General features: G+C 39.6%; 17 protein-coding genes. 2 read left to right on the forward strand and 15 right to left on the reverse strand.

All coding sequences use genetic code 11. The annotated features are described in order from the left end of the window. Positions 1–8: 8 nt before the first annotated feature. From rpoD to rpsU, 4 genes are all read right to left on the reverse strand, one after another. Positions 9–1,904, reverse strand: coding sequence for an RNA polymerase sigma factor RpoD (gene rpoD, locus FIT63_RS05945; RefSeq protein ID WP_420886415.1), 1,896 nt, complete (start codon positions 1,902–1,904; stop codon positions 9–11). Positions 1,905–2,058: 154 nt separating this feature from the next. After that, the gene (gene dnaG / locus FIT63_RS05950) at positions 2,059–3,810 is read right to left on the reverse strand and encodes a DNA primase (RefSeq protein WP_140006984.1); all 1,752 of its coding nucleotides are present in this window, start codon (positions 3,808–3,810) and stop codon (positions 2,059–2,061) included. A 90-nt stretch (positions 3,811–3,900) separates the two neighbouring features. After that, complete coding sequence (locus FIT63_RS05955) at positions 3,901–4,344, reverse strand: GatB/YqeY domain-containing protein (protein ID WP_140006985.1); 444 nt, start codon at positions 4,342–4,344, stop codon at positions 3,901–3,903. 10 nt (positions 4,345–4,354) lie between these two features. Beyond that, entirely contained in the window at positions 4,355–4,567 is a 213-nt protein-coding gene (gene rpsU / locus FIT63_RS05960) for a 30S ribosomal protein S21 (RefSeq protein ID WP_028818016.1), read from the reverse strand. A gap of 120 nt (positions 4,568–4,687) precedes the next feature. Between rpsU and tsaD the strand changes: the two genes are divergently transcribed. Then, positions 4,688–5,686 (forward strand): tRNA (adenosine(37)-N6)-threonylcarbamoyltransferase complex transferase subunit TsaD, encoded by a 999-nt coding sequence (tsaD, locus tag FIT63_RS05965; RefSeq protein WP_140007172.1) that lies wholly within the window; start codon positions 4,688–4,690, stop codon positions 5,684–5,686. Between the two features lie 5 nt (positions 5,687–5,691). Here the strand turns inward: tsaD and plsY are convergent, their stop codons facing one another. Then, on the reverse strand, positions 5,692–6,282 hold the full coding sequence (gene plsY, locus FIT63_RS05970; RefSeq protein ID WP_140006986.1) for a glycerol-3-phosphate 1-O-acyltransferase PlsY: 591 nt from the start codon (positions 6,280–6,282) through the stop codon (positions 5,692–5,694). A gap of 52 nt (positions 6,283–6,334) precedes the next feature. Between plsY and FIT63_RS05975 the strand changes: the two genes are divergently transcribed. Beyond that, on the forward strand, positions 6,335–6,697 hold the full coding sequence (locus FIT63_RS05975) for a dihydroneopterin aldolase (protein WP_140006987.1): 363 nt from the start codon (positions 6,335–6,337) through the stop codon (positions 6,695–6,697). Here FIT63_RS05975 and xerD read toward each other — a convergent pair. The 10 genes from xerD to FIT63_RS06025 form a co-directional block, all read right to left on the reverse strand. Continuing rightward, positions 6,694–7,617 carry a site-specific tyrosine recombinase XerD gene (gene xerD / locus FIT63_RS05980; protein WP_140006988.1) on the reverse strand — a complete coding sequence of 308 codons (924 nt, stop codon included), beginning with the start codon at positions 7,615–7,617 and terminating at the stop codon, positions 6,694–6,696. The genes FIT63_RS05975 and xerD overlap by 4 nt on opposite strands. Positions 7,618–7,673: 56 nt before the next feature. After that, positions 7,674–8,120 carry a 50S ribosomal protein L19 gene (rplS, locus tag FIT63_RS05985; RefSeq protein WP_140006989.1) on the reverse strand — a complete coding sequence of 149 codons (447 nt, stop codon included), beginning with the start codon at positions 8,118–8,120 and terminating at the stop codon, positions 7,674–7,676. Between the two features lie 16 nt (positions 8,121–8,136). Then, positions 8,137–8,904 (reverse strand): tRNA (guanosine(37)-N1)-methyltransferase TrmD, encoded by a 768-nt coding sequence (gene trmD / locus FIT63_RS05990; protein ID WP_140006990.1) that lies wholly within the window; start codon positions 8,902–8,904, stop codon positions 8,137–8,139. Next, on the reverse strand, positions 8,905–9,384 hold the full coding sequence (gene rimM, locus FIT63_RS05995) for a ribosome maturation factor RimM (RefSeq protein WP_189655059.1): 480 nt from the start codon (positions 9,382–9,384) through the stop codon (positions 8,905–8,907). It lies immediately after the preceding gene. A gap of 54 nt (positions 9,385–9,438) precedes the next feature. Next, positions 9,439–10,005, reverse strand: a complete 567-nt coding sequence (gene rpsP / locus FIT63_RS06000; RefSeq protein ID WP_140006992.1) for a 30S ribosomal protein S16 — start codon at positions 10,003–10,005, stop codon at positions 9,439–9,441. Between the two features lie 293 nt (positions 10,006–10,298). Beyond that, positions 10,299–10,868, reverse strand: coding sequence for an acyloxyacyl hydrolase (locus FIT63_RS06005; protein WP_140006993.1), 570 nt, complete (start codon positions 10,866–10,868; stop codon positions 10,299–10,301). 65 nt (positions 10,869–10,933) lie between these two features. Next, on the reverse strand, positions 10,934–11,605 hold the full coding sequence (queC, locus tag FIT63_RS06010; RefSeq protein ID WP_223259954.1) for a 7-cyano-7-deazaguanine synthase QueC: 672 nt from the start codon (positions 11,603–11,605) through the stop codon (positions 10,934–10,936). Next, a complete protein-coding gene (gene queE, locus FIT63_RS06015; RefSeq protein WP_338140517.1) occupies positions 11,595–12,179 on the reverse strand; it encodes a 7-carboxy-7-deazaguanine synthase QueE in 585 nt (194 codons plus the stop codon). Before queE ends, queC begins: the two co-directional genes overlap by 11 nt. 97 nt (positions 12,180–12,276) lie before the next feature. Continuing rightward, on the reverse strand, positions 12,277–13,053 hold the full coding sequence (ybgF, locus tag FIT63_RS06020) for a tol-pal system protein YbgF (protein WP_140006996.1): 777 nt from the start codon (positions 13,051–13,053) through the stop codon (positions 12,277–12,279). 14 nt (positions 13,054–13,067) lie between these two features. Beyond that, entirely contained in the window at positions 13,068–13,568 is a 501-nt protein-coding gene (locus FIT63_RS06025) for an OmpA family protein (RefSeq protein ID WP_140006997.1), read from the reverse strand. Between the last annotated feature and the right edge of the window lie 18 nt (positions 13,569–13,586).

The following is a 13,586-nucleotide window of genomic DNA, read 5'->3' on the forward strand; positions in this document are numbered from 1 at the left end:
AGATTGGTTTATTCTTTTCCGTTTTCTAAAAAGCTACGTAATCTTTCGGAGCGTGTTGGATGTCTTAATTTCCTCAAAGCCTTTGCTTCAATTTGTCGAATACGTTCACGTGTCACATCAAACTGCTTACCCACTTCTTCTAATGTATGGTCTGTATTCATTTCGATACCAAAACGCATACGCAAAACTTTAGCTTCCCGCGGTGTAAGAGACTCTAAAATCTCTGCTGTCACATCACGAAGTGATCCATAGACGGCGGCATCAATCGGTGTCAAGGTCGCTGCATCCTCAATAAAGTCACCAAGATGAGAATCTTCATCATCACCAATTGGTGTTTCCATCGAAATAGGCTCTTTAGAAATTTTTAAAATCTTACGAATCTTATCTTCAGGCATTTCCATTTTTTCAGCAAGGACTGATGGGTCAGGTTCAGCACCTGTGGATTGTAAAATTTGTCGTGAGATACGATTCATCTTATTAATCGTTTCAATCATATGCACTGGAATACGAATTGTTCTTGCTTGGTCGGCAATCGAGCGTGTAATCGCTTGTCGAATCCACCAAGTCGCATACGTTGAAAATTTATAGCCACGACGATATTCAAATTTGTCGACTGCTTTCATTAAACCGATATTACCTTCTTGAATGAGATCTAGGAATTGAAGTCCACGGTTGGTGTATTTTTTTGCAATCGAAATCACAAGACGTAAGTTAGCTTCAATCATTTCACGTTTAGCACGGCGAGCTCTAGCTTCACCTGTTGTCATTTGCTTATTGATCTCTTTTAAATCTTTAATTGATAAGCCCGCTTCTTTTTCAATCGCAATCAATTGATCTTGCTGATCTACAATGGAATGCTTAAAGCGCTCTAATTTTGCGTTATAAGCTTTGTCTAGCTTTAATTCATCGGTAAGCCAATTGAGATTTGTTTCATTGCCTGGAAAACTCTTAATAAAATGTGTGCGAGGCATACCTGATTTTTCCACACTGAAGTCCATCAATTTTCTTTCGTGTATACGAATTTGATTCACGCGATTTCTAACGGAGTCACAAAGGGCTTCCACTTGTTTTGCCGAGAACCTAAATTCCATAAGTTCTTTTAAAACAGATTCATGAAGTTTTTTGTACGCAGGATCGTCAATGCCTTTTTTAATACGAATATCATTCATCTTCTGATTGGTTTTTCGAATCTTAGCAAAGCGGGTTAAAACTTCTTCACGCAACTTGGCAAGTGCTTCAGCTGAAATTGCAGCGGCTTTGGCGCCATCTGCATCATCATCTTCTTCTACATCAATCTCTTCTTCGACTTCCTCTTCGGCTTCGGCAGCCACGATCGGCGCTTCGACTTCTACATCGATTAAGCCATCTACCACTTCATCCACACTTAATTCATTCGCTTCAACTTTATCTACCATCGCAAGAAGTTCAGTGATGGTCGTAGGACATGCCGCAATCGCTTGCACCATGTGTTTTAAACCGTCTTCAATACGTTTTGCAATTTCGATTTCACCTTCACGGGTCAATAGATCTACAGTGCCCATTTCGCGCATATACATTCTTACAGGATCTGTTGTTCTACCAAATTCAGAATCTACAGTTGCAAGCGCTTGCTCAGCTTCTTCAGCTGCTTCTTCGTCAGTAACAGGGGGTGGCACATCTGCCATGAGGAGCGCTTCTGCATCAGGCGCTTGCTCATAAACCATAATCCCCATGTCGTTGATCATGCTGACAATGCCTTCGATTTGTTCTGACTCTTGAATTTCGTCAGGTAAGTGGTCGTTGATTTCAGCGAAAGTCACATAGCCTCGCTCTTTACCAAGGACGATTAAGGTTTTAAGACGGGCGCGTCGCTCTTCAACAGCCTGCGGATTTGCGTCATTCGCATTTCCGTAGAAATCTTTCATTTTGGGGTTCTTTTTTTGCGACGGGTCTTTTTTTGGTCTGGCCATGCTCTACCTCTTCTTGTTAGGGCTTATTTTGCCTTATAAATCAACAAAATATAAATAAACGCGTAACCTTTAAGTGTACCAAAAAGGGTCTTTTTGGTCAATGAAAGGCTTAAGTTTTAGGGGGTGTTTTGGGTCTTTGGGTCAGGGTTTTAAGGTGCTCTTTTTCTTCATTTGTTAAGCTACTTAAAGGCTTGTCTTTCAAAGCGCTAAAATGGGCCTTCGTTTTAGACGCTTTACCTTGCTCAAGCAGGGTTTTTCTTGCCCCCTCAATTTCAGACTCAAAATGGATCTGGTCATCAAAGTGGGTCAGCTCTTCATTGACCAAATCCATCACCATATTATCTACTTGTGATTTTAGACCATGAAGGATTGAAGAAGGTTTCGATTCAGGTTGATTTAAGGCAATCTCTAAAACTTTTTTAAGTAAATCGTCTTCAAAAGATTCCGTTTGGGCCAAAGCCAAGTCTTCACTCATGGCGAGCTGAGGTTTTAGGATGAGAAGCAAAATAAATTGCCGTTTAACTGATGAAGGCAGTTTTCCCTTCGTTTTAAATTGTGCTTTATGAGATTGAAATTGAGGTTGCCCCACATGAAGCAATTGATCTATTTCTTTATCATTTAAATGTAGTAATTCCGCAAAGCGTTTTCGTAAAAGTAAGCTTAATTTAGGGGCCGTGATTTCTTTTAAGATAGGTTCTGCTTCGTTTAAAAATTTTACTTTGTCTTCTTGGGTCGCTAAATGATTTTTTTCAGTTAAGTGCTGCATCAAGTATTGCGATAAAGGCATTGCATCCTGCATCATTGATTCAAAAGCTTCCTTACTATGCAATCTAATAAAACTATCAGGATCATGTTCTTCAGGTAAAAATAAAAATTTCAAAACAACTTTATCATTAAGGCTCGGTAGTGCATTTATCATGGCGCGCCACGCTGCTGCCTTACCTGCATTATCGCCATCAAAACAAAAAATAATCGTATCAGTTTGACGCATTAATTTTTTAATATGGAATGCAGATGTGGCGGTACCCAATGTGGCCACCGCATGCATCACACCAAATTGTGCGAGACCTACGACATCCATATAACCTTCAACTACAAGCACACAGCCTTTTTCACGAATCGATCGACGCGCTGCAAAAAGACCATAGAGCTCTTGGCTCTTTTGAAAGAGGGGTGTTTCAGGTGAGTTGTAATATTTAGGGGTATCTTCAGGATTAATCACACGCCCACCGAATCCAATAATTTCACCCTTCATATTATGAATAGGGAACATGATGCGATCTCGGAAACGATCATAGCGTTTACCTTGATCATTTTTTAAGACAAGGCCTGCAATATTTAATGCTTCATCATCGTATTTTTTAAAAACACTTTCTAAGTTTTGCCAACCTTCGGGGGCATATCCTAACTGAAATGTTTTAGCAATTTGTCCTGTAAGCCCACGTTTTTTTAAATACTCAATCGCGCGTTCTGATTTTTTTAACGCACTTTGATAATACTGAGATGCAAGCTCTAAGGCTTCACCAAGCGCTAAATTTTTTTCTTTAACCTCCGGTGAAATTTTTTGTGAATCTTGCGGTACAGTGAGGCCCACTGATTTTGCGAGGTCTTCTACCGCATCTACAAAGCTCATACCTTGATATTCGATTAAGAAACTTAAAGCTGATCCATGCGCACCGCAACCAAAGCAATGGTAAAACTGTTTTGAAGGGCTGACTGTAAATGAAGGTGACTTCTCTTGATGAAAAGGGCAACAAGCCACATAGTTACTACCGGCTTTTTTTAATGGCACACTTTTATCAATCACATCAATCACATCGACGCGATTTAAAAGCTCTTGGATGAATGACTCTGGAATCATATGCGTTTAATCATAGCTTAAAAATAAAAAGGAGCCTTAAGCTCCTTCATCATTTTTTTAAATTTTTATATTGAGTTTTTCGAGGGTTTATTAACCGAGCTTTTGTTTGATGAGGGCTGATAATTTACCCATATCTGCTCGACCGACTACTTGCGGTTTAAGGATCGCCATCACTTGACCCATCTCTTTAATGCTTGTGGCGTTTGCAGATTTAATCGCGGCATCTAAAATGGTACTCACCTCTTCGTCACTGAGGGCTTGCGGAAGATAGCTTTGTAAGATCACCCCTTCAGCTTTTTCAACATCAGCTAAATCTTGTCTTTTTGCAGATTCATAGGCTTCAATGGAATCACGACGTTGCTTTAACATTTTTTCAATAACAGCCATGACATCTTGATCAGTCAATTCAATACGCTCATCGACTTCACGTTGTTTAATAGCTGATTGAAGAAGTCTAATCGTGCCAAGACGAACGACGTCTTTAGCGCGCATAGCATCCTTCATGTCCTCAGTAATTTTTACTTTTAAGGACATCTTGAAAAAATTAGAATAATTTGGGGGGGAGCATTTGATTGCGAAGACGACGGTACTGACGCTTCACTGCGGCAGCAGCTTTACGTTTACGTTCCCACGTTGGCTTCTCATAGAACTCACGCGCACGTAAGTCGTTGATAAGACCGGTCTTCTCAATTAAGCGCTTGAAACGACGAAGTGCTACGTCGAATGGCTCGTTTTCTTTTACACGTACTGTTGACATTAAACTCTCTTATTTTAAATAATGCGTTTTTGTGTGTGTTTTCCCAAATGGAATTTCGGAAAAGTCCGTTATTTTAATGCTAATCTACTCATTTATCAATCTTTTTTGAGCCTTAAACCCATGTTGGTACTTGGTATTGAAACTTCCTGTGACGAGACTGGACTCGCCCTTTTTGATAATGAAAAAGGTCTTTTAGGTCATGTCCTTCATTCTCAGGTCGACCTTCATGAAGCTTATGGTGGGGTAGTTCCCGAATTAGCGTCGCGAGACCATATTAGGCTTATTTTGCCCCTACTTGAAAGTCTTTTTAGAAGGACGGGACTTAAAAAAGAGGATGTGGATGCGATTGCTTATACGCAAGGACCAGGTTTATCCGGGGCTTTATTGGTCGGAAGTTCGCTCGCTGAAGCGCTAGCTTTTTCACTTCAAATCCCTACGATTCCGATCCATCATCTAGAGGGTCATTTATTAGCCCCCTTATTGGAAGAAGATCCGCCCACTTTTCCTTTTTTAGCCCTTTTAGTTTCTGGCGGTCACACACAAATTATCCATGTGAAAAAAATCGGTCAATACGAAGTTATTGGCGACACTTTGGATGATGCCGCAGGGGAAGCTTTTGATAAAACAGCGCAATTATTAGGCTTAGGTTATCCAGGCGGATTAGCCTTGTCACTTTTAGCTGAAAAAGGAAAGCCTCGTTTTGATTTACCAAGACCGCTCATGCATAGCAAAGATCTAAATTTTAGTTTTAGTGGATTAAAAACGGCAGTGTTACATTTAATCCGCGCACAAGAAAATCTAACAGATGAAATCAAAGCTGATATTGCTTTTGCATTTCAGGAAGCCATTACAGATGTCTTAACTAAAAAATGTCTCATAGGGCTCGATCAAACACGCTTAAAAAATCTGATCGTATCAGGCGGTGTTGGTGCTAATAAGCAATTGCGACAAAAATTAAAAACTGAATTATCTAAAAAAAATTATGAAGTCTTTTTTCCGCGCTTAGAATTTTGTACAGACAATGGCGCCATGATTGCATTTGCAGGTACGATGCGATTAAAAACTTCTTTAAAATCTGATCTTAGATTCGCAGTGAAACCAAGGTGGCAACTCGCTTAAAAAAATTATTTCTTATCTTTAAAGCTTGATTCGGTGCCATTGATTAAGCGTTTTAGATTATCAATATGACGAAGAATTAAAATGAGAGCAATGATGGATGAAGCAATCAATTGATAAAAATCAATCTCATAAAAAAAGCCAATTACAGGGGATAAGCTTCCAGCAATAATGGCCGCCAAAGACGAATAACGCCAAATCATAAACACACCGAACCATATGGCCAAGACAGTGAATCCCATTACCCACGAAAACATAAAGAGAATACCTGCAGCCGTTGCTACACCCTTGCCACCTTTGAAACCATAATAGATAGGAAAAATATGTCCTAGAAGTGTGGCAATCGCAACGAGCGCCACCATCATGGGAGATAATTCAAAATATTGCGCTAAGCCAACTGTCAATGTGCCTTTAAGCGCATCGCCTAATAGAGTTAATAAAGCGGCTAATTTTTTCCCTGTTCTTAAGACGTTCGTCGCTCCTGGATTTTTAGAGCCTATGGTTCGAGGATCAGGAAGAGAAAATAAATGACTCATCACGATGCCAAATGAAATGGCGCCGATCAGATAACTAAAAAGAATGTAAATCACGTTCATCATTTGAAAATCACTTTATAATGAAAGCTCTATTTTACAATTTTTTGAAGCACTCATGACGGCCCCACTTATTTTTATAGAAGAGATGAAAGTTGAAACTATTATTGGCGTTTCGGATTGGGAACGCGCACTCCCTCAAATACTGTTAATTGATCTTGAAATGGCGCTACCACAAATCACTTCAACGACTTCCGATTTAGTTGGAGATACCATTGATTACGCGATGGTTGCTGAGCGCATTAAATCTATCACATCAAGTCACACGTTTAAACTGCTAGAGCCTTTAGCTCATCTCATTATTGAAACATTAGAAAAAGAATTTAAGTCGCCTTGGATGAAACTGAAAATTTCAAAACCGCACATCTTGCCTCAAGTGAAAGCGCTGGGTGTGATCTTTGAAAAAGGAAGTCGCCCTTAACCCCTCGGGTGATGTGTTTCGTGAAGCTTCTTTAAGCGCTCGCGTGCCACATGGGTATAAATTTGTGTCGTTGAAATATCTGCATGTCCCAATAGCATTTGAACGACTCTCAAATCTGCGCCATGATTAAGTAAGTGTGTAGCAAATGCATGTCGCAATACATGCGGGGATAATGTTTTTTGAATGCCTGCGACTAATGCGTAGCGTTTAATTAAATGCCAAAACGATTGGCGCGTCATCAACTCTCCGCGATGTGTCACAAACAAATCATCCGACACATGTTGATTAAGAATATGAGATCTTGCTTCTTTTAAATAGCGATCAATCCATTCAACAGCCACTTCGCCCATGGGAACTAATCTTGTTTTACTGCCCTTTCCTGTGACGCGAATCACGCCATCACTTAAACTCACTTCAGTCACTCTTAAGCTAATGAGTTCAGTCACACGTAAGCCGCACGCATAAAGAAGTTCTAACATCGCACGATCACGAAGACCCAGAGGTGTTTCAATCTCAGGCGCTTTTAAAAGCGATTCCACCTCAGTTTCATTCAAACTTTTAGGTAGTGATTTCGGTAATTTCGGCGCTTCAATATGAAGGGTAGGATCTTCATTGATATGAAACTCACGCAAGTGATAACGATAGAAGCGTCTAAGTGTTGCGATCAATCTTGAAATACTTCTCGCTTTGACATGACTAAATTTATTGGCGAGATAAGATTGAATATCACTTTGATGAGCCTCCAATAATATTTTTTTAATGTTTCCATTTAAAAATTCGGAGAACTGCATTAAATCAAAACGATAACTCTCTAGGGTATTTTTAGCTAAACCGTCTTCAAGCCATAAATGATCAATGAATTGATCGATGACTTTTTTTTCATCATCAGAAATAACAATGGGATCTCGTGTCTTTTTCATGAATATAAAAAGATTAGCACAAATAAAAAAGCCCCGCTTTAACGGGGCTTTTTAAATTACTCAGCTGCCTTATCGGGAGCCGCCTCAGGCGCTGCCGCCTTAGGTGCTTCTGTTTTTGGAATATCTTGAATAATTTCTTTTTCACGTGCATCTAATTTTTCACGGATACGCGCAGATTTACCTGAACGTTCACGCAAGTAATAAAGTTTTGCACGACGTACATCACCGCGACGCTTTAATTCGATCGATGCGATGAGTGGAGAATAAGTTTGGAATGTACGCTCAACACCTTCACCTGATGAAATCTTTCTCACAGTGAATGCTGAATTAAGCCCGCGATTTCTTTTTGAAATCACAACACCTTCGTAAAGCTGTACACGTTTTCTTGTACCTTCAACTACATTTACACCCACGACGACTGTGTCGCCTGGTGCAAAGTTGGGGATGGTTTTACCTAGACGAGCAATTTCTTCTTGCTCTAATAATTGAATAATATCTGCCATAATCCGTTCCTTTTAGTTATATAGAGTCTTGTTCCTGCTTATCAATTTCTTGAAGCAGCCGAGTCTCTTCTTTAGTCAACAGCCTTGCGGCCAACAAATCAGGTCGTTTGACCTTGGTTAACGCTAACGATTGCTGTAATCGCCAGGCGCTAATTCTAGCATGGTTACCCGACAATAATACATCAGGCACCTTGGATCCTTCATACACCTCAGGCCTCGTATAGTGAGGGCAATCAAGCAAGCCATTCACAAACGAATCCTCAATAGCTGAGTTATCATCGCCTAATACCCCTGGTAGCTGCCTAATAATGGCATCCATCACCACCATGGTGGGCAATTCCCCGCCACTTAATACGTAGTCCCCAATTGAAATTTCTTCATCCACACTACTTTCAATCAGTCGCTCATCAACTCCTTCATAACGACTCGCTAAAAAAATGAGCCCTGAAGTTTTCGACAATTCCATCACTTTTTGATGCGTGAGTGGTAATCCTCTAGGGGATAAATGAATCACTCGCACATCTTTAATACCTTTATTCATTTGCGCTTTTTTTGCCGCATCGATCGCCTTCTTCAAAGGCTCAATCATCATCAGCATGCCAGGGCCGCCGCCATAAGGCCTATCATCTACTGTACGATGTGTATCACTCGTAAAATCTCTTGGATTCCATAAGGTTAAATCTACAAACGCGTCATGAAATGCGCGAGAGGTAATACCAAAATCCTTTAATGCTTGAAACATCTCCGGAAAAAGTGTCACCACATCAAAAGATAAAGGCTTCATTTAAAAATCTTTATCCCAGTCAACTTCAATTTCTTTTTTTCCCATATCCACATTTAAAATCACATGCGGAATAAAAGGGATCAAATGCTCTTTGTCGCCCTTGACGACTAAGACATCGTTCGCTCCTGTTTCCAGAAAAGTTTGCACGACTCCTAAATGTTCTTGTTTCTGGTTAATGACAGCATGTCCCATCAAATCATTCCAGTAATACTCGCCTTTTTCCAAAGTAGGCAATTCATGTTTGGGTATTAAAATTGTTTTATTTCTTAACCCAAATGCCGCATCTCGATCATCAATATTTACTAATTTAGCAACGATACTATTGCCGTGTATTTTTGATGTTTCGATCGGGTAACTTATGGATGATTTTTCATCCCCAATAAGCCACTCTTTTTTGTTCAGAAGTTGATTGATATCTATCGTGAAGGGCTGAATCTTAATCCAACCTTTGACACCGTATGGTCCGCTGATGCGTGCCATGATAAATTTTTCTATCTCACTCATATCACTTGTATCAACAAGTGAATCAAAACATTAAGCGCTTTCAGCTGGTGGTTCAGTCGCCTCTGCTGGAGCTGCTTCAGGAGCTACTGCTTCTGTTGGAGTTGCTTCAGGAGCTACTGCTTCTGGGGCTGCCTCAACTGGAGCTGCTTCTGATGTCACTTCAGGGGTTGCTGTTTCTGCCGGAGCCTCTTCAGGTGCAGGAGCTGCCGCAGCTTCTGCTGCCTTAGCTTTTTCTTCTGCTTCTTTAGCGTCCATCGCTACTTTTAATTCTTCAGCTTTCTTAGCGGCTTCTTTAGCTTTTCTTAGCTCTACTTTATCTGCGTCTTTTTTCTTTAAAGCCACGATTGCTTCTGGTCCTTTTGCATGCAGTTTAACTAAACGGTTAACTGAATCTGAGAGAAGTGCGCCATGACCTTTCCAATGCGTCACACGTTCGTTATCAATACGAAGTGCTTCTGTGCCAATCTTAGCCATTGGGTTATAAAAACCAATACGCTCAATAAAGCGTCCGTCGCGGCGATTTCTTGAATCTGCCACTACTACATTGTAAAAAGGGGTCTTTTTTGAACCGCCTCTAGAAAGTCTAATAATTACCATAATTTACACTCTTCAATTAGTTAAAAAATTTCTTAGGAAAGGGGCGGATTTTACGCTATTTTTGGCATATTTGGCAAGCAAAATCACTTTACCGAAGCACTGCTAGCTTTAAATAAAACCCCGGGGAAACATCATGACTGACTTAAATTAAGTCTTTGAATTAGGCTTTTAAAAAAAGCTTACTCGAAGAACTGTATATATTTCACACAAGGAAAGCGCATAACAGCAGATAAATGACGGCTAGGAAGCAATACCTTAGCCTATAAAATCAGAGAATTAAAAAATGACTAACTTTAAAAGTTATAATCAAGGCGTATTTGATGAAAGTTTATACCAGGGTTTGGATGGTCTATACCGGCATTGGAGAGATGCTGAAGCCTGTAAGCAATAGCAAATGCATCGCGCTCACCAAATTTAATGCCTGCGGCTACGTGATCCCCAAATTGAAAATTTGTACTAAATTGTTTATTTTGTGTAATGGTTTTTTCAGTTAAATAATGGGCCCCTATGCCCAGCTCCACAAAAGGTATAAATTTGTCTGATCCATTCGTCTGAAGTCTTAAAACAGGTGTAATACCAAAGTCACCAACGCTATGCGTACCAGCTGAATCTTTTGTCTGCCAATAACCAACGGACGCATCCCAATATCCTTTTAAAACAACACTATCGTTTTTAAATAGCGGTTCATTCCAGTTCCACTGAACGCCAAGTCGTCCCATATTTGTATCTTTATCTTTATCGGTAAACGTATTTCCAGCTTCAATTGAGACGCTATCAATACCCAATATATTGCTCTCTTGAGCACACAATAAATGGGGAGCTAAACAAAGAAAAAGGCTAGAAAGTGATATGTGTTTTTTCATTTTTAAAATTTTACATCTTTTTTTTAATTAGTGGCAAAAAAGGGGAATTTAAGGTCTCTTTTGGTTTATTGGTAAGGGGTGGGATCATTAACCCCAGCCGCTTTAAAGCCATTTTGCCTTAAACGACAAGAATCACAGACGCCACATGCATGGCCATCTTGATCAGCCTGGTAACATGAGACAGTGAAACCGTAATCTACGCCTAATTTCATACCCTGAAGAATAATGGCTTCTTTAGATAGATGAATCAACGGAGTGTGAAGTTGAATATTTTGGCCTTCTACAGCGGATTTAGTGGCTAAATTAGCCATTTTCTGAAATTGCTCAATGTATTCGGGCCTGCAATCAGGATATCCTGAATAATCCACGGCATTGACCCCTATAAAAATATCATGCGCACCAATGACTTCCGCCCAACCTAAAGCTAAAGTGAGCATTAAAGTATTGCGCGCAGGCACATAAGTAATCGGGATATGGGAAGTTAATTCAGTTGGTAGTTTTAAATCAGGATTAGTAAGTGCTGAAGTGAGCATCCAGCTTAAATCCATCTCAACCGTTTTATGATCTTTCACATTAAATTGCGTGGCAATTTTTTTAGCAGCAGCAAGCTCCGCAATATGGCGCTGATGATAATTGACACTCAAAGTATAACATTCATAACCGTCGTTTTTCGCAATCGCTAAGGTAGTCGCTGAATCAAGGCCTCCTGATAAGAGAACTACGGCTTTAGACACCAGGTTTTTCTCCCCAGAGGAGTTTATGTAATTGAATTTGCATACGCACATGTAGCTGATCTTTTAAAATCCAATCACCTAAATCAGTGACATCTAATTTTTGATAGACAGGGGAAAACAAAACGCTACATTTTTGTGTGAGTTTATATTGATCAAGTATTTTTTTAGCCCAGTCATAATCTTCACGACTACAAAGCACAAATTTAATTTCATCTTTTGAGCTAATCATATCTAAATTTTCCCATTGATTTTTTTTCTCCTCACCTGACTCGGGCGTTTTGATATCTAAAATAATTTTAATACGCTGATCAACTTCTTTAATAGAAAGCCCGCCGCCAGTTTCAATTGACACTTCATAATTGCTATCAGCCAAGGTTTTGAGAAGATGGATTACTTCTTTTTGTGCCAGCGGTTCACCACCTGTGACTGTGACATAGCGCGTATCATATTGTTTGATTGATGCCATGATGTCCTCGATACCCATCATAGATCCCCCTTGAAATGCGTAAGCCGTGTCGCAATAATGGCATCGCATCGGACATCCACTTAAGCGAATAAAGATCGTAGGCAACCCCATACGGGAAGATTCACCTTGCAGTGAATAAAAAATTTCAAAGATTTTAAGTTGTGTCACGCTATGAATTTAAGGCTAAGGAAATTAGGATGTAAAAATTTTAGGGCTTGATACTTTCTAAAACTTTTAAACGCTTTTGTGCATTTTGAATCACATCACTCTTAGGATATTTTTTAATTAAATCCTTCAAGCTTTTTTTGGCTTCAGGGATAAGCGCTAATTGAATTTGTGCATTGGCTAAACCTAATAAAGCTTCTGGATTTTTTTCAAAATCAGGATGCTGATCAAGTAATTTTTGATAAGTACCAATCGTTGCTTTGTAATTTTTTAAATTAAACTGTGCGTTGGCTAAGCTATATTTAGCATCCGGTAATAATGCACTGTTTGGGAATTGCTTAATAAAATCAGTCAAGGCTTGGAAAGCTTCTTTATTTTTCATGCCATCTAAAAGTGCGCTGGCTTGATCATAAACTTCTTGATCCGAAGGCGCTTTGACATCAGGCGTTGCGGATATTTCTGCGACTTTATTAGGCGCGGGAGCGTTGCTTCCGACTGACTTTTCTTCAATTCTTCGAAGTCTGCCATCCAAATCTTGATAAAGATCTTTCTGACGTTGTTCAACCGTAGCATTTAAATGACGTAATGTTTCCATATCACCACGCAATTTGGAAACATCTTGTTTCAATAATTCGATTTGATTCAACATGTCGTTGAGGCTACCACTCTTAATGACAGCCTCAAGATTGACAATACGCGTTTCCAACTCGGTTTCTTTTAATTGCATCTCTTGAAGTTTTTTTCTAGCGTCTGTATCTTCAAAGAGTGCAGCATGGAGAGGTGTGACAAATAAACATGCTAAAAGAATAAGTTTTTTCATTAAAGCTTAACTATTTACTCTTTTTCGTAAGAGATATCAACGCGACGATCTTTTCCATAGCATGCGTCATCTTTACAATTTGTATCCGCACGCTCTTCACCGAAACTCACTGTTTCGATCTGTGTATCTTGCGCACCTAATACATTCATAGATTTCTTAACCGATACAGAACGTTTTTGGCCAAGTGAGACGTTGTATTCACGAGAACCACGATCATCCGTATTGCCAGTTAAAGTCATTTTTGCTTTTGAATGTGAAGCCACATATTTAGCATGTGCTGCTAAGAGGTCTTTGTATTCAGCTTTCACCACATCTTTATCATAGTCAAAATAAATACTACGTTTAGATAGGATGTTATTTGGATCTCGTAAGCTTGCTAAATCAAGATCTTTTTCATCGTTCGAATCGTTCGATGCAGAAGGGCCCGCAGGTTTTGACACATCAACAATTGGTGTTGAGCTACAACCTATCAAAAATAGTGAGAGTAATGATGCAAGAAATAGTGACTTTTTCATTTTCCAAATCTCCAGTTA

Origin of the sequence: Candidatus Methylopumilus planktonicus (genome assembly GCF_006364715.1) — a bacterium.
Taxonomy (GTDB): Bacteria; Pseudomonadota; Gammaproteobacteria; order Burkholderiales; family Methylophilaceae; genus Methylopumilus; species Methylopumilus planktonicus_A.

Bases quoted from the DNA above. Each gene is read 5' to 3' on its own strand.
- rpoD (WP_420886415.1), bottom strand. From the start codon at position 1,904: ATGAAAGATTTCTACGGAAATGCGAATGACGCAAATCCGCAGGCTGTT.
- dnaG (WP_140006984.1), bottom strand. From the start codon at position 3,810: ATGATTCCAGAGTCATTCATCCAAGAGCTTTTAAATCGCGTCGATGTG.
- FIT63_RS05955 (WP_140006985.1), bottom strand. From the start codon at position 4,344: ATGTCCTTAAAAGTAAAAATTACTGAGGACATGAAGGATGCTATGCGC.
- rpsU (WP_028818016.1), bottom strand. From the start codon at position 4,567: ATGTCAACAGTACGTGTAAAAGAAAACGAGCCATTCGACGTAGCACTT.
- tsaD (WP_140007172.1), top strand. From the start codon at position 4,688: ATGTTGGTACTTGGTATTGAAACTTCCTGTGACGAGACTGGACTCGCC.
- plsY (WP_140006986.1), bottom strand. From the start codon at position 6,282: ATGATGAACGTGATTTACATTCTTTTTAGTTATCTGATCGGCGCCATT.
- FIT63_RS05975 (WP_140006987.1), top strand. From the start codon at position 6,335: ATGACGGCCCCACTTATTTTTATAGAAGAGATGAAAGTTGAAACTATT.
- xerD (WP_140006988.1), bottom strand. From the start codon at position 7,617: ATGAAAAAGACACGAGATCCCATTGTTATTTCTGATGATGAAAAAAAA.
- rplS (WP_140006989.1), bottom strand. From the start codon at position 8,120: ATGGCAGATATTATTCAATTATTAGAGCAAGAAGAAATTGCTCGTCTA.
- trmD (WP_140006990.1), bottom strand. From the start codon at position 8,904: ATGAAGCCTTTATCTTTTGATGTGGTGACACTTTTTCCGGAGATGTTT.
- rimM (WP_189655059.1), bottom strand. From the start codon at position 9,384: ATGGCACGCATCAGCGGACCATACGGTGTCAAAGGTTGGATTAAGATT.
- rpsP (WP_140006992.1), bottom strand. From the start codon at position 10,005: ATGGTAATTATTAGACTTTCTAGAGGCGGTTCAAAAAAGACCCCTTTT.
- FIT63_RS06005 (WP_140006993.1), bottom strand. From the start codon at position 10,868: ATGAAAAAACACATATCACTTTCTAGCCTTTTTCTTTGTTTAGCTCCC.
- queE (WP_338140517.1), bottom strand. From the start codon at position 12,179: ATGGGGTTGCCTACGATCTTTATTCGCTTAAGTGGATGTCCGATGCGA.
- ybgF (WP_140006996.1), bottom strand. From the start codon at position 13,053: ATGAAAAAACTTATTCTTTTAGCATGTTTATTTGTCACACCTCTCCAT.
- FIT63_RS06025 (WP_140006997.1), bottom strand. From the start codon at position 13,568: ATGAAAAAGTCACTATTTCTTGCATCATTACTCTCACTATTTTTGATA.